Here is an 18,738-nt window from a genome sequence, read left to right as displayed (position 1 = left end):
CACTTTTTGTTTGCAGTAAGCTCAAAAGTTCGCATGAATGGAGGAAAAAAGCTTCAGGCGATCACTCTGCCTGAAGCTTTTTTCGATAAATTAATAAAGAAAAGGTTATGAATTTGCAAGAGTAACCTTTATAGTGAAGCATAGAAAGAAGCTTGGATGTACAGAACGACTCTGTAATGAGGATTGTTTATACGTTCAATCATTGTTTCTTTCGCAATTATTTCGAACTGCCCCAGTTTTTGGTTATACCTAGTCATCGGAGAAGAAGTAACAGCATAGTAATTGGAGGCAAAAGAATGAATAAAGAATACCACTCATTTGGCTGGTACGCGTCTAAAGTATCGCCGCACCTGCCCAAACCAGCGTTTAAACCGGTACCAGGGCGTCTACTCGGCGGGCTCGCTTACTTGATCATTACCATCGCTGGAATGTTGGCGATTGGACTATATGATTTACCGTTTCTTGCAAACATCGCCATTTCGTTTGTCATTGGTACAAGTTTCGCTGCCATGGGATTCTTAGGACATGAAATCTTACACGGAACAGTAGTGAAAAAAGCCGGGTTGCGTAATTTATTAGGGGCTGTTTTCTTTTTCCCCCTGCTTACCGGTCCAAGACTATGGCGTAAATGGCATAACATGACCCATCATGTCCATACGCAAAATGAAGAAAAAGATCCGGATACCTGGATGACAAAAGACGAATTGGACCGAAAGCCTGCGCTGAAACTTATTTATCGATTGCCTTTTTCAGTACGTGCATTTCTGGAGTTTTTCTCGTTGTGCTTCCTATTCACGCTGCACTCTACGAGAATGTTCTTCAATTACGTCAAAGAGTTTCAGCCTGAAAAACGGGTTGCTGTCTGGATCCAGTTTTTAATTCCTTGGATTGTTTGGACAGGCTTGATCTTCTTTGTAGGAATAAGCAATTGGGTATTTATCTTCTTGATTCCGCATTTGATTGCGAATGCCATCGTGATGGGGTATATCTCGACGAATCATCGATTGAATCCACACGTCCCTGTAAATGATCCACTGGCAAACACCTTATCGGTGACGGTTCCTAAATGGATTGACGTGTTGCATTTTAATTTTTCATACCACACAGAGCATCACATCTTTCCAAGTATGAGCTCGAAGTATTATCCGTTAGTGAAAGAAAAAATAAAGGATAACTGGCCCGGTCTTTATCACGAGATGCCGATGTCGAGTGCTTTAAAAGCATTATGGAAAACGCCGAGGGTTTATTACAATGGGAAAGAATTGATTGATCCTCAGGCGGAGCTCGTCTATGGCTCACTCGGAAATGGCCTGGATCCTGAAGCGGTTAAGGCAAGGTCCGTAAATGGCGGGATTTAAAGAGTGCGTACACCTGAAGTTCCAAGGGGCGGGAATATCCCCAGAGGGTGTATAAAATGAAGATCGGAAGACCCGTAACCTCAGCTAAGAGGTTATGGGTCTTTCAAATTTCATATGGCATATGGGCGCCGTTCATCACTTAATTTTTCTTTCGAAAACGCTGTTTTTCTGTTTAATAAGCATCATAATGGTGGTATAAACTGATTAAAGAGCTGAACGCCAACAAAGAGTTCCGTCTCACGGAAAAAAAGCCACAGGTTTAAACAGGTACCACCTATATGAATTCCCCGCAGACAAGGGGGAGTAGCTGGAGGAACACCTCTTTCACAATCGTCAGGACATGATGATGCGTCATCATCGGTTGTGATGGCAGATACGAATGCTCAGCGAGACCTTTGCCTAATTAATTAGGCATGGGTCTTTTTTGTTTGATTTCAAGAAGGAGGAGAATGGCGATGGATGTGTTAGTGCTGCAGTATGCATGGATTCTTTTGGTGCTGGTGGGCCTTGAAGGCTTGCTTGCTGCTGACAATGCGGTTGTGATGGCGGTTATGGTCAAGCATTTGCCGAAACCGCAGCAGAAAAAAGCCTTGTTCTACGGATTGTCGGTGGCGTTTCTGTTCCGGTTTCTGGCTCTTTTCGCGATTACTTTGCTGGTCAACATTTGGCAGATCCAGGCGCTCGGTGCGTTTTACCTGATCTTCATCGCGGCGAAGCACCTCCACGACCAGCGGAAACACCACGTCGTCTTGGAAAGTGGGCACAAAAGCCATTCTGGTTTCTGGACCACCGTATTGAAGATTGAAGTTGCGGACATCGCATTTGCGGTGGACTCGATGCTTGCGGCGGTCGCACTGGCCATGACGCTGCCGCATTGGGGAGCGTTTTCCATTGGCAGCATCAACGGCGGGCAATTTTCCGTCATGATTGCTGGGGGATTGATCGGTGTGGTGATTATGCGCTTTGCGGCCCATAAATTTGTCCAGTTGTTGGAGCGGTATCCGACGCTGGAAACCGCCGCCTTCATTGTGGTCGGCTGGGTCGGTGTGAAACTGGGTGTGTTGACTCTGTCCCACGAAAAGATCGGCTTGCTGCCGCATGATTTCCCCCATTCACTGCCGTGGACGGTGGTTTTCTGGACAGTCATGATCGGCATAGTGGCGGTCGGTGCATGGACCGGGAAAAAGCACAATGATGCTGCGCAGTAAATGAGTTTTTTAATGTGTTGCTGCCGCAGAAGGCGCCGCATGGTAAACTGGTAGCAACAAATCCGACCTTCCGAAAGGAGAAACCGGCATGAAAGGGATGGGACTTCTCACCGCACTTCGCCTGACGCACCGCGCGCGGAAGCTAAACCGGAAACAGCTGGAAGCGCTCCAGCAAAAGCGCCTTGCGCGTCTCGTGCAACATGCTAGACGCAGCCCGTATTTCCAGAGGAAACTTTCACATGTCGACGGGCCGCTCCGCTTGTCCGATTTGCCCGTCACCCAGAAGAAGGAACTGATGGCGAACTTTGATGGCTGGCTCACCGACCGCTCCATCTCGAAACAGGATGTGGAGCGGTTTATGGAAAATCCGGACAACATCGGGCGGAAGCTGAACGGCCGCTACCTGGTCAACACCACCTCCGGTTCTACGGGACATCCAGCCATTGTCCTGTATGACAAGACCACGATGAATGTCGTGTCGGCAATCGCGGTACTGCGCGCTGTCGCCAAACGGGAAGATTTACAGGCGTTTCTTAGAAGCGGCAAACGCACAGCGGGTCTGTTCGTCGATGGCGGCTTTTACCTCGGCAACGGGACGGTGCGTTATAACCAGCGGCGCATGCCCTGGAAGAAAAACCAGGTCATCATCGATGTGCGGCAAGACACCGATAAAATCGTCAACCAGCTGAATGCTTTTCAGCCGGCGCTCCTCGGCGGCTACCCTACGGCATTGGAACTGCTTTTGCCCTATAAGCGGAGCGGGAAGCTCGCCATTTCACCGGTGCTGATCATGGCGGGCGGTGAACATCTAAGCAGCGAATTACGGACAGAGCTCAGAGAGGCGTTCGGCTGCACGGTCCAGTCGACTTATGCCTGCACAGAAGCCGGAACGATCGCTTGTGAATGCCGGGAAGGGCGTTATCACCTTAATGAAGACTGGCTGATCGTCGAAGCGGTGGATGGGGACTTCCGTCCAGTGGCTGACGGCGTTCAAGCGGAGCAATTGCTGATCACCAATTTGTTCAATTACACGCAGCCGTTTATCCGCTACGCCGTGACTGACCGGGCGACCGTCTACAGCGAGCCTTGTCCGTGCGGCAAACCAAGCCGCTGGATCGAACTGGAAGGGCGCACAGATGAAATCCTGAGCTTTTCAGGTGGCCGCAAAGTAGCGCCGCTTGCCTTGCAGTCTGTAATGGCCGACATCGAATCGATCGACCGCTTTCAGCTGATCCAGCGCAGGGAAGATACGCTTGAACTCCGGCTGCAGGCACAACACCCGGACCATGCGTTTAGGGAAGCGCAACACAAGCTGCAGGCGTTCTTTGAGGGTCAAGGCATCCACGTGGACATCGCGCTGTCTGGGAAAGCGCCCCAAGCTCATCCGGGCAGCGGGAAATTCAAGCATATCTACGCTTATCCGGCGCAGCCGCCTGAAAGAACAGGGTAACCGAAATGCCAAGAGATCGGTTGACTGCTGAAAAGGGGGAAAAGGTTCATGAGAAAATTTTTGGGTTCATTGATCGGTGGGCTGTTGGCCGGCTTGCCTTTGGCATTTTGGTGGATCGGCTATGAAAGCATCACTTACAGCCAGTTGAATTTGTCCGGCGTCGACGAAGTCGTGGTCCGGGAGATGGATTTCGACTTCGTATTTTATGCCTCATTGCTGGTCGTCGGTATTGCGGCAGTCATCTATTCTATCTGGAGCTGGGTCGATAAAAGGCGGGAAGAACGGTTTTACCGGGATTATAAGAAGGATTCCAGCTAAGAACAGAGCTTTTTTGCCGCTGCCTGCGGCAATGGGCTCTTTTTTTATTGCCAAACGTTTAACACTCACCGGCTGGAGGTATGAGCAAGAGATAAGGGCTTATGCCTAACTTTTTGAAAGTGAGGGATGTCCATGTTTGACAGGACAGCTGGAAGTTATGTCGTTGAACTGCTGAAAGAATGGAAAGTGGACCATATCTACGGGATGCCGGGCGACTCCATCAATGAATTCATGGAAGAGCTGCGAAAAGATGAAGTGATCCGCTTTATTCAAATCCGCCACGAAGAAACCGGAGCGCTTGCAGCGTCCGCCTATTCGAAATTGACCGGCAAGATCGGCGTCTGTTTGTCGATTGCGGGTCCTGGAGCGGTGCATCTTCAAAATGGCTTGTATGATGCACAAAAAGACAAGACACCCGTCCTGGCGATCGTCGGGCAGGTCAGCAGCGAGCTGGTTGGAACGGACAGCTTCCAGGAACTGAAGATGGAGTCGCTGTTTGAGGAAGTTGCCGTCTACAACCGCCGCGTCCAAACGGCGGAACAGTTGCCCGACATGCTGAATCAGGCCATCCGGACGGCTTATGCCGAAAAAGGGCCGGCGGTGCTGATCGTCTCGGATGATCTGTTCGGCACCCAAATCAAGCGCGATAAAGAACTGACTTCACCTGCCTATGCCGCACCGAACATCCGGGCGCATGAAGAAGACCTGCAGGACGCGTTGAAGTTGCTGCAGGCCGCGAAAAAACCGGTCATTTTGGCCGGCAAAGGCGCAGCCGGCGGCACCTCGGAAGTTCTGGCGTTTGCAGAAAAGCTGAAAGCGCCCGTGATCGCCTCTTTTCCGGCGAAAGGCATTATTCCAGACGACCATCCACATAACTTGGGCCAATTGGGGCAGCTCGGCACCGATCCAGCTGAAGAAGCCATGAAAGAAGCGGATCTGTTGATACTGGCGGGCACCGCGTTTCCGTACCGGGAGTATTTGCCTGACGACGCACCGGCCATTCAAATCGATGTCGATCCGAAAGTCATCGGCAAGTATTACCCGGTGCTGGTGGGACTGGTCGGGGAACTGGCGCCTGCTGCTGCCTGGCTGACCGGCCATTTAGGGGAGAAAGAAGACGCTTTCCTCTTGAAGTATCAGGAAAAACGTGCACAGTGGCACGAAACCCTCCAAAAGGATATGGCGCAGGAAACGGACCAGCTGCAGCCGCAGCACGTCATTGCGGAAGTGCAGTCCATTTTGGAGCGCGACGCGGTGGTGTCACTCGACGTCGGCAGTGTAACGCTGTGGGCAGCGCGCTACCTGCAATTGACCCAGCAGCAGCTCGTCGTGTCGGCATGGCTTGCGACCATGGGCTGCGGGTTGCCGGGGGCGATTGCCGGGAAGCTGGCGTATCCCGACAAGCAAGTCGTGTCCCTGCTCGGCGATGGGGGCTTTTCGATGGGCATGCAAGACTTTGTCACGGCAGTCAAATACGACTTGCCGATGATTCTAGTCATCTTCAACAACCAAAAAATTCAGCTCATTGAACACGAACAGGAAGAAATGGGCAATCAGGCGACACAGACCAATCTGGCGAACATCGACTTTGCGGCATTTGCCCATGCCTGCGGAGGGGAAGGCTATACTGCGAAGACAAGAACTGAGCTGCGGGATGCGCTGGCAAAAGCCAAGGCGAGCCGCAAACCGGTGGTCATCGACGCTTTTGTGGAAGACAGTGCACCGCCTTCTTAATGATGAAGGCAGGTTTCATCTCTACTGATTATAAAAATAAAACAGAACAACGCAAAAAGCGGCCGGTAGAAAAAACCGGCCGCTTTTTAGGTTATTCATTGATTGAATAGAGTGGAGAGATTATGCAATTCTGCCGGCAGGGGACGGCCGAAATAATAGCCTTGGCCTTCATCGCAATTTTCCCCTTGCAGGAAAGCCAATTGGGTTTGTTCTTCAATGCCTTCCGCTACGACACTCATGTTCAATTGATGCGCTAAGGAAATGATGGTGGCGGTGATGGCTTTGCCATTCAAATTTTTGCTGATGTCTTCGACAAAGCTGCGGTCGATCTTTACCCGGTCAAAGGAAAACTGACGCAAGTAGCCGAGGGACGTGTAGCCGGTGCCGAAATCATCAATGGACATGGAAACGCCGAGCTCTTTCAAGCTGTTCAAGCTGCATTTGAGCAAGTCCGTGTCTACCAGTAAAATGCTTTCGGTCACTTCCAGTTCCAGCCACTTGGCATCCAATCCAGTTTCTTCTAGTATCGCTTTTACCGTCTGGACGAAATTCGGCTGCTGAAGCTGAATCGTGGATATGTTGACGCAGATTTTAATGGGCGGGTAGCCTTCGTCCTGCCAGGCTTTGTTCTGGATGCAGGCAGTGTGGAGCACCCAGCGGCCGATGGAGACGATTTGTCCCGTTTCTTCGGTTACCGGGATAAAGATATCCGGCGGCACCAAGCCCAATTCCGGGTGGTTCCAACGGATCAAGGCTTCCATCGCACTCAGCTTGCCGCTCTTCAACTGGATGATGGGCTGGTAATGCAGCACCATTTCCTGTTTTGTGAGGGCCGATTTCAACTCTCGTTCGATGGTCAGCCGGTATGCAGATTGATGATCCAGTTCTTCTGAATAGACCGTGTACTGATTGGTCTTGTATTTTTTTGTGTAGTACATGGCGGCGTCCGCTTTTTTGATGAGTGCATTGGAGGTTTCTTCCGGCCCTATGCTGAACGCGATGCCGACGCTTGCCGAGATGGCGACGGCATGGCCGAGTGCTTCAAATGGCTTCGCCAGCGATTCATGGAGCTGTTCCGCCAATCGGAAAACTTCCTGTTGATCGAGATTCGGCAGCAGCACCGCAAATTCATCGCCCGCAAACCTTCCCACGGTATCACATCCATTAACACTGTCCAACAGCCGCTGTGCGATCCCTTTTAAAAATTCATCGCCGAACTGGTGGCCGAACGAATCATTGATGAATTTAAAGCGATCCAAGTTCAAAGAAAGCACGGCAGGTTGGCGTTTTTCGCCAGGAGTGCTTTCAATCGCCTGTTTGACCCGGTCTTCGAATAATTTGCGATTGGGCAGCCGGGTCAACGGATCAAAAAATGCCAGTTCTTCCATCAGGTTTTTATAGTAGAGTTCATCGGTGATGTCTTTGGCAATGCCGTACGCGCCGATGATGTCGCCGTTTGCCTTCATCGGAAAATTGGTCACCAGCAGATTCCGCTTTTTCCCGTCTTTTCGGATGATGGCGACGTCATAGGTTTCTGTAATGCCGCTCAGGGCGTTACGAAAATGAAGCAGGGCAGTGGGCAGGTCTTCTGAAACGATCATCGGGCTGAACGTCAACTGAAGGATCTCTGAGATTGAATAGCCGGATAAGGTTTCACATGCCGGATTGGCCGTCTTAAAATTCCCCTCCAGATCGAAAGTGAAGACTGCATCCGGATTGTGGACGAATAGGGAGTTCAGCCGGTCTTCGTTTTCTTTTACCAAAAGATTGGCTGTGACTTCGGCTGTGACATCAATAACGGTCCCACACAAAATGGTTTCATTTTGCCATTGCCTTTTAGTCGAATGTATTTCAATATGGCGCAACTGGCCATCACTTCTGAAGAACCGGACACGGTACCGAGCATAGGTTTCCAAGTTATCGCTATTCAGCATCCGTGCCTGGATAATCGCCAAATCTTCCGGATGGATGAGGGTATTGGGTGTGATGTTGGTGTTCAACAGCTCTTCTTCGCTATAGCCGATCAATTCACAGAAATGCTGATTGACGTAGGAAAAAGACAAGCCTCTTACTATATACATGCTGATAGGTGCTTGGTGGACCATACCATCAAAGAGATCTTTATACAGCAAGTCGTTGGACAAAGACATTTTTTCAATACTGGAGGATTTTAGATTGTTTTTATCGTATTCCATAAGTTGAACCTCCATTGAGTTGAACAAATACTGTTTTACAGCTAGTGAAGCCTGACAGCTAACTTTCTGTCGTTCTGTGCAATAATATGACTGCTTGTTATGTATGATAACGTATCCTTCAAACAACTTCCATTTATTTTTTAATTTAACAAATAAAATATGGTTAGTTTGACTTTAACTTTCTTTCGTAGAGTCGAGCCGGTAAAGCCTGGGGGTGGTGCCGACCGCTTTCTTGAAGGCTGTCTGGAACTGGGTAGCACTTTTGTAGCCGACACGTGAACCGATAGATGCTACAGCTGTTTCAGTTGTGGCAAGCAGTTGTTTTGCCGTATGGATACGGCAGGTGATGAGGTATTGGAGCGGACTCATGCCGGTATGCTGTTTGAAGAAGCGCGCCAGCTGGTACTTGTTCATGGTGAACTGTGCGGCAAGGTCGTCGAGCGACAGGGAGCGGCAATGGTGTTCTTCCATATAAATCTTAACCAGTCGGATCGTTTTTTCACCATCAATGGAGTTTCGCGTGTCTGTGGACCGTTCTAACAGCGCTAAAATCAATCCGACCAAGTGATGCGTGATCCTGGAGTCTGGATGCGGCTGAGCGTTTTCCTGCTGGAGCCGTACAAACAGCGGTATTATTCCGGCAAGGTCGTCAACCTGGATCACTTGCGGCACATCAGCCATGAGAGCGGGTTTTAAATGAGGCGGAGTAAACGACAGCCGGTATCCCCTTTGCTTTGGTGCAGCGGGATACTCCAGATCATGCCAGGACCCCGAAGGCACGAATAAAGCCGTACCGGAAGGGAGGGAATAGGATTGCGTGCCGATTTTACAGAGGACACAACCTTCTGTCACCAGCAGCAATTCCGCCGTGTCAGGGTGGCGGTGGAGCGGCTGATGGCTGGGCTCACCGTGCGGAATTACAAAACGCTGGATAGAATGGAATAAAAAGTTTTCTGAGGTGGAATGGATCGTTTCAGTCAAAAGAATCGCTCATTTCTGCTTTCCTTCTAGTTTAACAAGAATTAATAAGAAATTCTGTATAATACCGGGAAATTTCGATAAAAAAGAGAGGATAAATACAAGAATCGATAAGAAATGGCCTCTGCAGGCCCGTACAGAGAACAGGGAACAAGATTATTTATGTTTCTACCGGACGCCTGCATGTAGTTGGCTGCAGTAATCCTCCCGGAGCATGGCCATCAGGATTTCGTCGGAATAGCTATTGTTCAGGTAAAGGGACTGCCTTAAAGTTCCTTCTTGTTTAAATCCTGCTTTTTCATACGCTTTGATGCCACGGACGTTATGCGAGTACACTTCTAATTCCAGGCGGTTTAGCTGGAGGTCCTCGAAAGCGAAAGCCAGGGCAAGTTGCGTTGCTTCAGTGCCAAAGCCTTTGTTCCAGTTATTTCGGCTGTGCAGCGCTATTCTAAAGCCGGCTTTGTGATTGTCCGGGTCAATGTCCAGGATGGCCAGATCCCCGATAATTTCGTGGGTCGCCGTTGAACATATCGCAAAGTCATAACGGCTTGGATCTTGGCTGAACTGCTGATGGCTTTCCCGGATGCTGTCGAGTGTAAAAGAAGTGCGGGTGCCTGTCATATACAAGGTTTCTTCGTCTTGGCAAGAGCGGTAAATGCTTTCCATGTCTTCATCTTCGATCGCTCTTAAATAGACTCTTGCGTTGTTTTTCATCATCAATTCTCCTTAACTTCCAGAGTAGTGGCTGTTGCATGGTTTATTGAGCTTAGAACGCGTCCCATGAATTACATACGTTGGAAACAAGAAATGGTTTCAAAGCTGGGCTGTAAGTACGGGAGAAGCGAAATCAGCAACTTCAGGAGGGGATTTGGTCTTCATTTTGCCGGAAATAGAGGGTTTTTGGATATGAATATTCTAAAAATTAAGCTAAACTCTAAGTAAATAATGGAGCAAAGGAGGGAATCAGACAGTGGTTTTGCCAAGAAACACTCGAATCCATGCACAGAAAGAAGGTGAAATGCCGTGAAAGAGCTTTGGATCAATTTACCCGTTAAAGAACTGCGTAAATCCAGTGAGTTTTTCAGCAATATCGGCATTGAGATCATGAACCAGGGACAAGAAAACAACCAAATGATCGGAATGGTCGTAGGTAATCACCAAGTTCACGTTATGCTGGTTTTGGAGGAGCGATTTAAACGATTTTCACTCAATGAGTTGGCAGATACCAATCAGTCGACAGAAGCATTGTTTTCAATCTCAGTAGGTACTAGAGAAGAACTTGATGAGACGATCAGCAAAGTGAAACAAGCAGGCGGATTCGTGTTTGCCGAACCGTCAGAGCAAGATGGATTGTACGGCGCAGGATTTGCGGATCTGGACGGACACCGGTGGAATTTGCTGGTGATGTAGTGAAGCGGATTGTGCGTCAGGAACCGTAAACTCGGCTCATGATCGATACGAATTGTGTTTACGGGATTGCGATTGGATTTGTAAAACAAAACTTGCTGAAGAGTTTTCCTGTCGTTAGAAAAATTCTTCAGCAAGCAGATGCTATAAGTTTAGAGTAAAGATGAGATTTAGATAAACCGGACGAAAAAACAGACCATAAACGGAAAACCGGAAAATGAGTCAAAACCGCCAAAAATACCGAAAAAATCGGTTTCGTCTCACTGTCTTAAGCATACTTATTTAATGAGACTTTACTTCCGATAATTTATATTATGTCTACTTAAATTAAATTTTAAGCAAAGAGGCCTTTTGCTGTCGGCTCTCCTTCCATCTTCGCTGTTTTCACGTTCGTTATCATCTCTTAAAACTTACTGCATCCACTAATATATCTTAGACGCGCTGTCGTTTCAAAATTCATCGATTAAAAAACATTCAGTGCTAGTTAAGCTTGCTTGCCTGGCATCGCTCATCAGCTCCTTTAAAAACATCTTTATCGTTAGCAAATGCTCATCCAATCCATCATTAACTGTACGGCGCTATTCACTATTAATCTCTAGAACTTGCTGCAATTCGTCCTTCACAGAATAACCAATCGTTCCTTCTCCAAAAAACGTCTCACTCTTATATCACGTAAGCTACATTGAATGATAGATTCTGCTTAGAACGCTCCAAGTTATTGAAAACGCACAAAAAAACACCCAGCTAACCGCTGAGTGTTTAAGAATTATAGGTTCGAACCTTGGTATGCAGGTTTGGTCACCGTCTCTTCTTTTTGGTCTAAACGATAACTCACGAATGCCAAACCGGATGCGATCAGCGCACACAGTCCGCCGACCCACGATAAGTGGACCAAGCTGCCGTTTGCGACGACGTATCCGCCAAGTGTCGCTCCCAGTGCGATGCCGATATTCACGGCTACAGGTGTGAGTGAAGAAGCGAAATCCTTCGCAGCCGGAAAATAAACGGCTGCCAGGTTCATCAAGTATAATTGAATCGTCGCATTCATGACGTAGATCATGACCGCCATCAACATGATGCTGACGAGCCCGGCTATGGTCGATTGCATCGTGAAGAACAGCGACCCTAAGATGATGGCCTGTGCGATAAACACAAAGCGCAGCTTGCTGATGCCGTTATGGCTGGCAATTTTTCCTGCCAATACATTGCTGAGGATGGAAAACGCCCCATAGCCCAAAAGAATGATGCTGATGTATTTTGTCTGGATTCCCAGCCCTTCTTCCAAGATCGGGGTGATATACGTATAAACCGTGTAAGTTCCTGCAATGGCGAACGTCGGAATAAAGAACGCCAACACCATCCGCGGGTTGGTCAATAATTTCAATTGCTCTTTGGCGGATGCTTTCTCGACCGGCAAATGTTTCGGAATGATGAATATGCTGATAATCAAACTAATAACACCCAAGAGCGCTGTGAACCAGAACGTCAGCTGCCAGTTGCCGAGTTGTCCGATGAACGTCCCTAAAGGCACGCCCAGCACATTGGCGATGGTGAAGCCGGCGAAAATAAGGGCGATGATCGCCCCTTTTTTGGCTTCCGGCATGGTATCACTCGCAATACTCATCGATAAAGCGATCAACACTCCGCTGACAACAGCTGTTAAAACACGTGATAAGATCAGCAGTTCATAAGAACCCGACAATGCACTGATGACATTGCCGATGATGAAAATCGAAATGAATAAGAGCATCAACGGATATTTCGGGAAACGGCTGACGTAAGCTGTCAATAAGGGGGTTCCAATTGCATAAGCGATGGCGAATCCTGAAATCAACGAACCTGCTGTAGCCAGTGTAATATTCAAATCGCTTGAAACCTCGGTTAATAACCCGACGATGACAAACTCGCTGGTTCCCATCACAAAGGTCAATAAAGTTAAGGTAAATGCTAATATTTTTTGTTTCGTCGTTAATAGATCTTCACGTACATGTGCAGCCATAAAACGGTTCACTCCAACTTCTGTTTTTATTTATCGTGCGGATTCCCCTACTCTTCTTTCACAAAAGTTTGGAATTTAAAATATAGATATATCTAGAAAAATCGATATATAAAACTGACAGAGATTTGCCTCCAATTCGGAATCAAATCTCCTGTTTCACGAATTCTGCAATTTTAGCTAAGGTCTCTTCGTTCCGTCTGTAATACGTCCATTGCCCATATCTGACTGCTTCCAAGAGTCCTGCCTTTTGCATGAGCGACAGATAATGCGAAACTGTGGATTGGGATAAATTCACTTTATCCTGTATGTCCCCAACACAAACCCCACCTTTGATGCTGACCTCCTTCGGCAAATGCGCCTGTTGTTTCGGGAAGTTTTTTTCAGGTTCTTTCAGCCATTTCAAGATATCCAGACGGGTCTTATTCGACAAAGCTTTAAATACCTCTAATTCATTTAAATTATCCATGAACGTATTGTATATCGAATTTGTTCGATATGTCAATCAATGAGTGCCGGAGACACCATCCTCCTATACGCATCAAAAAAAGCCACTCAAATTTGTGGCTGTTTCTCTTTTCTGCATGTAGTTGGTTTTCACAAGCGTTCCATAGTTCTCTACTTTTCTTCATCGTTTACCAGCGCTTGACGCAGTCCGTCCTCATAGCCATCCAAGTATTCGATCTTCCCGATTTTTCCTTCTTCAGGCGTGATTGCTTCTCCTTCAAAATTGAATTGACTGGATTCCCCGTCTTCATCTGTGTATGCTACTTGGAAAGTAATGTCATATAGCGTTGCTTCATTTTCATTTTGAACAATTTCAATGGCAGAAGGAGTTAAGTTATAATCATGATCAAATCCAGAATACATAAAGGCGGATGTATTTTTGAAGGTCTCATAGCCGTTCTCTGTAAAATAGGATGCATAAGTTTCTTCCATATAGCTCATGAGGTCTTGGTATTCCCTTGATTCCAGAAAGGCATCATAATCATCAACATATTTTTCTGAAACCTGAGCTTCCCCCATTGCATCCCATAATTCATTGTACTTCTCATCTGGACCATTGAATTCCTTTTCAATAACAGTCCGGATCGCTTGTTCATTTTTATCAACCGATTCTTCGGCTTCTGTCCCGCCGCCTTCCGATGTGCCATTGGCTGAACAACCCGCAATCAACAAACTGGCGAAAATAAAAAACACTAGACCAACAGTTTTTTTCATCGATGCATGTTCGTTGTCCTTAAAATAATACATAAAATCCCTCCTTCTATAGTCAGTAAAAGGTGTTGACTGTTTGCTAAGTAGTAATACGAATAAAACGGAAAACGGTTTCAATTTCCTTACAGTTAATTTACATGTTTTTACTGTTAAAGAGATTTTCTCTCCTTTTGTATCAGAATTGAATAGTACCAATGATATCCAGTCATTACCAGGGAGGTGAATTTCAGTTCAGTTGTTCGGCTTTCAGGAGAATCCACAAAGTGTGAGCTTCTATAAAATAAAAAAGATTATACCCTTCTCAGGATATAATCTTTTCTATGTCGTGCTTCGTTTCATATCGCGTATCGCCTGGATGGACAGACGGACCAACAGGATGACACACAGGAACAATCCGGTATAGGCGGCTGTATTCAAATAGACCGCATATTGGGTATTGATGAACTGTGCAATGGCTAATAGAGCGGCTGATACTAGCCCAAAGGTAATACCGGACATGAGCAGCACGAATCGGGAAAACAGCTGTAGGACAAAATTGGCATTGTGCTTGTCGGAGAACACGTCATGATGCAGGATAATTTTGCCGCCTTCAATGCGCTGGATCAATTGATCAGCCCGTTTCGGCAACTTCATCATTTCCGGGATCAGCAACGCCAATTCCTCTTCGATTTTTTGCTTGGTCTCACGCGGCTCAGTGAAGGGCTTCTTCAGTACGGCAGTCTTGTATTTTTTCGCAAAGACTTTGGCTTCTGTGAACATATCGAACTTCGGATCGATGGTATGGAGCGTACTGTCCAGACTGATCAAAGACCGAAGCGCCATTCCCACGGATGGATAGAACGCCAACCCGAATTCGCGGACGATATCGAACATGGAATGGATGAGCTCATCAGTCGGGATCTTGTCGACATAGGAGATTTTCAGCAGCAATTGCCCAATCGCCTGTTCGAGCTTCTGGCGTTCAATTTGGCTATTGTCTTCCACCAATGCATTGATGGCATCATAAATGACTTCTGCGTCGTTTTGCTGGACGCCGATGATAAAGAGGTTCAAGCCATCCTGTTGAGGAGCGGCCAGCCGTCCGACGGCACCAAAGTCCAAGAGAATCGGTTTCCCGTCCTGTTCATCGATGAAGATATTGCCGGGATGGGGATCGGCATGAAAAATTCCGGAAAACAGCATTTGTTCGAAAAATGAAAACAATATGGTGCGGCCGAATTCCTTCTGGTCGATATGAAATTGGTCAAAGACTTCCTGGCCGCGGGAAATGCTTTTCCCTTTGAAATATTGCATGACGATTAAATTATCATTGCTGTATTCACGGTAGACATGGGGGATCTTGACCGGGTAATCGCTTTTTTTGAGTGCGTTGGCAACTTGAATGGTGTTGCGGGTCTCGATGCCGAAATTGATTTCTTCACGCAAGCCGTTCGCAAAACCGATCGCCAATTCACGAAAGCCGATGTTTTCCGCCCATTTGGATTTGCTGGCGACCCAATCGGCAAATTCAACCAGAATATCCAAATCATTGCGCATAATGCCTTTGACTTCCGGCCGCAGCAATTTAATCACGACATCTTCTTGCGTCTTCCTTAAGACAGCCCGGTGCACCTGTCCGATCGAGCCGGCCGCAAGCGGATCCATATGGAATTCCGAAAACACGTCTTCGACACTCGCGGATAAGGAATTGTTTAAAATCGTTTTGACCTGATCGCTGGTCAAAGGTTTGACATCCTGCTGCAGCGTTTCCAGTTCTTCGATGAAAACCGGTGAAAACAGCTCAGTGCGCGTCGACAAGACTTGGCCGAACTTGATGAAGATCCCGCCGCTTTGTTCCAGCGTATCACGGAACGCGATGGCGAAATCCCGGTTGCTTTCCCGGTGGCGCGCATAGCGGATGGTTCGGGAAAATCCGTTTCGGACAGCGATCTCCAGTACCTGGCTCAAGCGTTTTTGGCGCCGCCACCGATGCCTCAACCTTTGGATGATGAATTTCTGTCCGGTGATGCGCTCTCCTCGTTCTCCCAGTTCTATGGGATCGAACAGCTCGAAAAACAGGTAGAACAGCATTGAAATCAACAGCATGCTGCCGATCCATATGATGGCGCTGGCATCAGTAACTGCAATAGCGATATTTTCACTTAAAACATCCGTGTAGCGCAAATAGGAATACCAGTAGACAAATGTCGTCAAGCTGACCCCCAGCAGGACAGACAGGATTCGTTTGGTGAAGTTGATCTGCGAACCCATTAAACGGCCACTCACATAATAGATGAAAAAGGCCACTGCCAGTAGTCCCATCAACATAATGAAATAGATCATGAAGGGCACTCTCCTTTCATCACCAATCCTCGACAGCAATAGGTGAGCTTTATTTCTTCAGTATATCAAATCTTTAGGCGGATAGACCTGAATCACTCAGAAAACCGGATGCCGAGAAATTTGGCCGATCACGGTTTTGAACCCGTCGTCACCGGCATTTTTTGGATCAGTTCCAGCAAGCCTGTGGGGTATAACGTCGTTTCATCAAGTGCCAGCTCATCGAGCGTGACCCATTTCGCTTTGGTCGTTTTGCCTCCTTCGGTTACATCAAACTCTTCTTGCTGGTAGAGAGCCTCTTCTTCAAATTCGACTTCATAGAAAAGGATAATTTCATGGAAGACCTGGTTCTTGAGCGTGAAGATATTCTCCAGCACATCCAGGTAGCGCACAATGCGGATGCTTGCGCCAGTCTCTTCTTTGAATTCCCTTTTCAAGCTGACAGCGGCCGGTTCCCCAAGTTCAATGGTGCCGCCAAGTGGCCGGTAAAATGGACCGGTACCGGCTGAATGGGGTCTAAATTGCTGTTCCAGGAGAATTGCATCGCCTTTTCTGAGAATTCCTAAGGTAGTCGCACGTGGACTGAGGTGGCGGTTCTTTTTCTTCTCATAATCAGAGATTACAGAAGAGACGATATGGATGGTGTCCCATTCCCTTTTCGAAAACTCGATGATGGGATACGTTTTTTGAAAAAGCTGTTGATTGATGTCGCTTGAAGCCAGCCCTTGTTCATAAAGCCCGATGATGGTTTGCTGAAGGGTTTCCAAATGATGCAGCTTCTGCTCAAGCAAAGCGCGTCCATTCTCCAGAAAGCCTGCATGGCTGCAAAATACCGATGTGAACGGCAGCGCCAATAGTTTGCGTAATGACGCTGCAATGAGTGCGACCGATTCAGTTTTCATCATGACACGCGTTTTTGGTGAGACAAATAAGTCGCCCGTGAAAAGTCGGCCCGATTCCTCATGAAACAAAGCGACATGGTCGTCTGCATGGCCTGGTGTATGAATCACTTGCCAGTCGAGTGTGCGGGAGCGGACGCGCGCTCCAAGGGGTTGTGCGTCAAATGCGCTTCGATTGCCCCAAGTGATTTTCCGGTACTCCGGGTACTCCCCGTTTTCTTTTATAATTTCCAATCCCAATGGATGAATAAAGAATGGAATCTCCCGATTTTGTTGAAGCCAAGCCGCATTGCCGGTATGATCCTCGTGATGATGTGTCAGCACGACCTGGTCGAACGTGTGCTCATTGAAAAAGCCGATCAATTCTTCCTGCAGCTTTTCGGCACCGGTATCGATCAGCATGCCGTCAACCAGATAGACGAAAACTTTGCTTCGGGTTTCTTCGAGTATCCCTTCAACGCACAGCACCCGTTCTTTTTCATAGACTTTAAGCATGTTCTTTTCCCCCTCTGGCTCCCTATCTGTTTCTTTCATGATACAAATACGGCCGGCTTCTGTCACGCAAAGCTTTAAACCGGTAAAAGTATAAAGCTTTCAATTTTCTTTTCATACAGATTTTCTTTTCTTGTAGACGGTTTTGAATTTTAATGATATGTCCTTATGTAGTTTACTACATATTTATTAAAAAAAGCATTTTCCCTACTCTCGGATCTGTTCGACCAGAAATTCACTGACTTGTCTACGTTTTTTAAGGACCCGTGTTTTTTCAGGTATCGATTCGAGTTTTTCAAGAAATACCGGCTTCATCGTTTCTTCAAAATAACGGTTCCATTTGAACATTTTCAGTAGCATCGATAAACGGGGCTTGTAATTGGACCGCTCCACCCCCACCCGCTGTTTCAAATAACGGAGAATACATTGATAGGTTCTCTGATGATAAGGGATGTCCAAGAAAATCACCATGTCCGCAGACCTGATCGCATTTTCCGTCCAACCGATGTGGACGCCTTCGATAATCCAATCCTCCTGTGTGACTGCCGCAAGGAACTGCGCATCTCTGACAGGTTCGGCATTACGGACGTCTCCGCCCTCCTGCCGCTGCCAGACGAAATTATCCGTTTCAAAATGCGGAATGCTTAAGGCATGTGACAACCGGCGCGCCATGGTGGACTTGCCGCTCCCGACTGAGCCGATGATGTAAAGTTTCATGACTCCGCCGCCTCGGCCACCCGCGCCATCAAATCTTCCACTTCCTGCCGGCTGCTGTTACTCGGATCCAGCTTCAATAAGGTTCTTCCAACCAGGTTGACACCTGCATTGGAGCCGCTGTAGACAAACAAGGTCTGATCACTGCTTTTTTGGGTCAAGGAAAAACACAGCGAGATGCGGAACAGCCCAGCTGCTACAAAACTGATATCTTTGCGTTTGTACGCCGGCAAATCTTCATAAGCGGTAATTTCCATGACATAGCTGACCAACCGATTGCCCATCCGGTTCTGCTGTGCATACTTGGATCCCACCCGGTTCGGCGGCCCTTCGAGCAATTGATGTTTTTCCAGCTGCGGCATAATCGTCTGCAGTTGCTCGTCTGAAAACAAGCTCCACACCTTATCGATTGGCGCATTGATCACCCGTTGTTCATTCCACTGGATCATCTC

Annotated in this window: 16 protein-coding genes; 6 read left to right on the top strand and 10 right to left on the bottom strand. The window is 47.6% G+C overall.

Going from position 1 to position 18,738, the window contains the following annotated elements:
* Positions 1-296: 296 nt before the first annotated feature.
* The 5 genes from ACRC6Q_RS09255 to ACRC6Q_RS09235 all read left to right on the top strand — a co-directional run bounded on the left by ACRC6Q_RS09255 (position 297) and on the right by ACRC6Q_RS09235 (position 6,068).
* Positions 297-1,358, top strand: coding sequence for a fatty acid desaturase family protein (locus ACRC6Q_RS09255; RefSeq protein ID WP_431466376.1), 1,062 nt, complete (start codon positions 297-299; stop codon positions 1,356-1,358).
* Between the two features lie 455 nt (positions 1,359-1,813).
* Positions 1,814-2,566: a TerC family protein gene (locus ACRC6Q_RS09250; RefSeq protein ID WP_431466375.1), complete on the top strand. Its 753-nt coding sequence runs from the start codon at positions 1,814-1,816 to the stop codon at positions 2,564-2,566.
* Between the two features lie 88 nt (positions 2,567-2,654).
* Positions 2,655-4,016, top strand: coding sequence for a phenylacetate--CoA ligase family protein (locus ACRC6Q_RS09245; RefSeq protein WP_431466374.1), 1,362 nt, complete (start codon positions 2,655-2,657; stop codon positions 4,014-4,016).
* Positions 4,017-4,064: 48 nt separating this feature from the next.
* Positions 4,065-4,334 carry a hypothetical protein gene (locus tag ACRC6Q_RS09240; protein WP_431466373.1) on the top strand — a complete coding sequence of 90 codons (270 nt, stop codon included), beginning with the start codon at positions 4,065-4,067 and terminating at the stop codon, positions 4,332-4,334.
* 132 nt (positions 4,335-4,466) lie between these two features.
* The gene (locus ACRC6Q_RS09235) at positions 4,467-6,068 is read left to right on the top strand and encodes a pyruvate oxidase (protein WP_431466372.1); all 1,602 of its coding nucleotides are present in this window, start codon (positions 4,467-4,469) and stop codon (positions 6,066-6,068) included.
* 95 nt (positions 6,069-6,163) lie between these two features.
* Here the strand turns inward: ACRC6Q_RS09235 and ACRC6Q_RS09230 are convergent, their stop codons facing one another.
* From ACRC6Q_RS09230 to ACRC6Q_RS09220, 3 genes are all read right to left on the bottom strand, one after another.
* Positions 6,164-8,263 (bottom strand): sensor domain-containing protein, encoded by a 2,100-nt coding sequence (locus ACRC6Q_RS09230; protein ID WP_431466371.1) that lies wholly within the window; start codon positions 8,261-8,263, stop codon positions 6,164-6,166.
* A 174-nt stretch (positions 8,264-8,437) separates the two neighbouring features.
* Positions 8,438-9,244 carry a helix-turn-helix domain-containing protein gene (locus tag ACRC6Q_RS09225; RefSeq protein ID WP_431466370.1) on the bottom strand — a complete coding sequence of 269 codons (807 nt, stop codon included), beginning with the start codon at positions 9,242-9,244 and terminating at the stop codon, positions 8,438-8,440.
* Between the two features lie 165 nt (positions 9,245-9,409).
* A complete protein-coding gene (locus tag ACRC6Q_RS09220; RefSeq protein WP_223639345.1) occupies positions 9,410-9,955 on the bottom strand; it encodes a GNAT family N-acetyltransferase in 546 nt (181 codons plus the stop codon).
* A gap of 309 nt (positions 9,956-10,264) precedes the next feature.
* Here ACRC6Q_RS09220 and ACRC6Q_RS09215 point away from each other — a divergent pair, with 309 nt between their 5' ends.
* Entirely contained in the window at positions 10,265-10,651 is a 387-nt protein-coding gene (locus ACRC6Q_RS09215) for a VOC family protein (protein ID WP_431466369.1), read from the top strand.
* A gap of 763 nt (positions 10,652-11,414) precedes the next feature.
* Here ACRC6Q_RS09215 and ACRC6Q_RS09210 read toward each other — a convergent pair.
* From ACRC6Q_RS09210 to ACRC6Q_RS09180, 7 genes are all read right to left on the bottom strand, one after another.
* Positions 11,415-12,647, bottom strand: coding sequence for an MFS transporter (locus ACRC6Q_RS09210; RefSeq protein ID WP_431466368.1), 1,233 nt, complete (start codon positions 12,645-12,647; stop codon positions 11,415-11,417).
* Positions 12,648-12,789: 142 nt separating this feature from the next.
* Positions 12,790-13,113, bottom strand: a complete 324-nt coding sequence (locus tag ACRC6Q_RS09205; RefSeq protein ID WP_223639342.1) for an ArsR/SmtB family transcription factor — start codon at positions 13,111-13,113, stop codon at positions 12,790-12,792.
* Between the two features lie 149 nt (positions 13,114-13,262).
* Positions 13,263-13,898, bottom strand: a complete 636-nt coding sequence (locus ACRC6Q_RS09200; protein ID WP_431466367.1) for a hypothetical protein — start codon at positions 13,896-13,898, stop codon at positions 13,263-13,265.
* Between the two features lie 282 nt (positions 13,899-14,180).
* Complete coding sequence (locus ACRC6Q_RS09195) at positions 14,181-16,184, bottom strand: ABC1 kinase family protein (protein WP_223638796.1); 2,004 nt, start codon at positions 16,182-16,184, stop codon at positions 14,181-14,183.
* 128 nt (positions 16,185-16,312) lie between these two features.
* On the bottom strand, positions 16,313-17,575 hold the full coding sequence (locus tag ACRC6Q_RS09190) for an MBL fold metallo-hydrolase (protein ID WP_431466366.1): 1,263 nt from the start codon (positions 17,573-17,575) through the stop codon (positions 16,313-16,315).
* Between the two features lie 204 nt (positions 17,576-17,779).
* The gene (locus ACRC6Q_RS09185) at positions 17,780-18,289 is read right to left on the bottom strand and encodes a DNA topology modulation protein FlaR (RefSeq protein WP_223638792.1); all 510 of its coding nucleotides are present in this window, start codon (positions 18,287-18,289) and stop codon (positions 17,780-17,782) included.
* Positions 18,286-18,735, bottom strand: coding sequence for an SRPBCC family protein (locus tag ACRC6Q_RS09180; protein ID WP_223638790.1), 450 nt, complete (start codon positions 18,733-18,735; stop codon positions 18,286-18,288). The genes ACRC6Q_RS09185 and ACRC6Q_RS09180 overlap by 4 nt, the downstream gene beginning before the upstream one ends.
* Between the last annotated feature and the right edge of the window lie 3 nt (positions 18,736-18,738).

The sequence above is a fragment of the Planococcus sp. SE5232 genome, assembly GCF_050686535.1.
In the GTDB taxonomy this organism is placed as follows: domain Bacteria; phylum Bacillota; class Bacilli; order Bacillales_A; family Planococcaceae; genus Planococcus.
Note: the sequence above shows the minus strand (reverse complement) of the source record. Positions and strands in the feature narration are given on the sequence as shown.

Excerpts from the sequence above, each read along its gene's own strand:
- ACRC6Q_RS09190 (WP_431466366.1), bottom strand. The coding sequence starts at position 17,575 with ATGCTTAAAGTCTATGAAAAAGAACGGGTGCTGTGCGTTGAAGGGATA.
- ACRC6Q_RS09220 (WP_223639345.1), bottom strand. The coding sequence starts at position 9,955 with ATGAAAAACAACGCAAGAGTCTATTTAAGAGCGATCGAAGATGAAGAC.
- ACRC6Q_RS09205 (WP_223639342.1), bottom strand. The coding sequence starts at position 13,113 with ATGGATAATTTAAATGAATTAGAGGTATTTAAAGCTTTGTCGAATAAG.
- ACRC6Q_RS09245 (WP_431466374.1), top strand. The coding sequence starts at position 2,655 with ATGAAAGGGATGGGACTTCTCACCGCACTTCGCCTGACGCACCGCGCG.
- ACRC6Q_RS09235 (WP_431466372.1), top strand. The coding sequence starts at position 4,467 with ATGTTTGACAGGACAGCTGGAAGTTATGTCGTTGAACTGCTGAAAGAA.
- ACRC6Q_RS09195 (WP_223638796.1), bottom strand. The coding sequence starts at position 16,184 with ATGATCTATTTCATTATGTTGATGGGACTACTGGCAGTGGCCTTTTTC.
- ACRC6Q_RS09200 (WP_431466367.1), bottom strand. The coding sequence starts at position 13,898 with ATGTATTATTTTAAGGACAACGAACATGCATCGATGAAAAAAACTGTT.
- ACRC6Q_RS09255 (WP_431466376.1), top strand. The coding sequence starts at position 297 with ATGAATAAAGAATACCACTCATTTGGCTGGTACGCGTCTAAAGTATCG.
- ACRC6Q_RS09180 (WP_223638790.1), bottom strand. The coding sequence starts at position 18,735 with ATGATCCAGTGGAATGAACAACGGGTGATCAATGCGCCAATCGATAAG.
- ACRC6Q_RS09210 (WP_431466368.1), bottom strand. The coding sequence starts at position 12,647 with ATGGCTGCACATGTACGTGAAGATCTATTAACGACGAAACAAAAAATA.
- ACRC6Q_RS09240 (WP_431466373.1), top strand. The coding sequence starts at position 4,065 with ATGAGAAAATTTTTGGGTTCATTGATCGGTGGGCTGTTGGCCGGCTTG.
- ACRC6Q_RS09185 (WP_223638792.1), bottom strand. The coding sequence starts at position 18,289 with ATGAAACTTTACATCATCGGCTCAGTCGGGAGCGGCAAGTCCACCATG.
- ACRC6Q_RS09230 (WP_431466371.1), bottom strand. The coding sequence starts at position 8,263 with ATGGAATACGATAAAAACAATCTAAAATCCTCCAGTATTGAAAAAATG.
- ACRC6Q_RS09250 (WP_431466375.1), top strand. The coding sequence starts at position 1,814 with ATGGATGTGTTAGTGCTGCAGTATGCATGGATTCTTTTGGTGCTGGTG.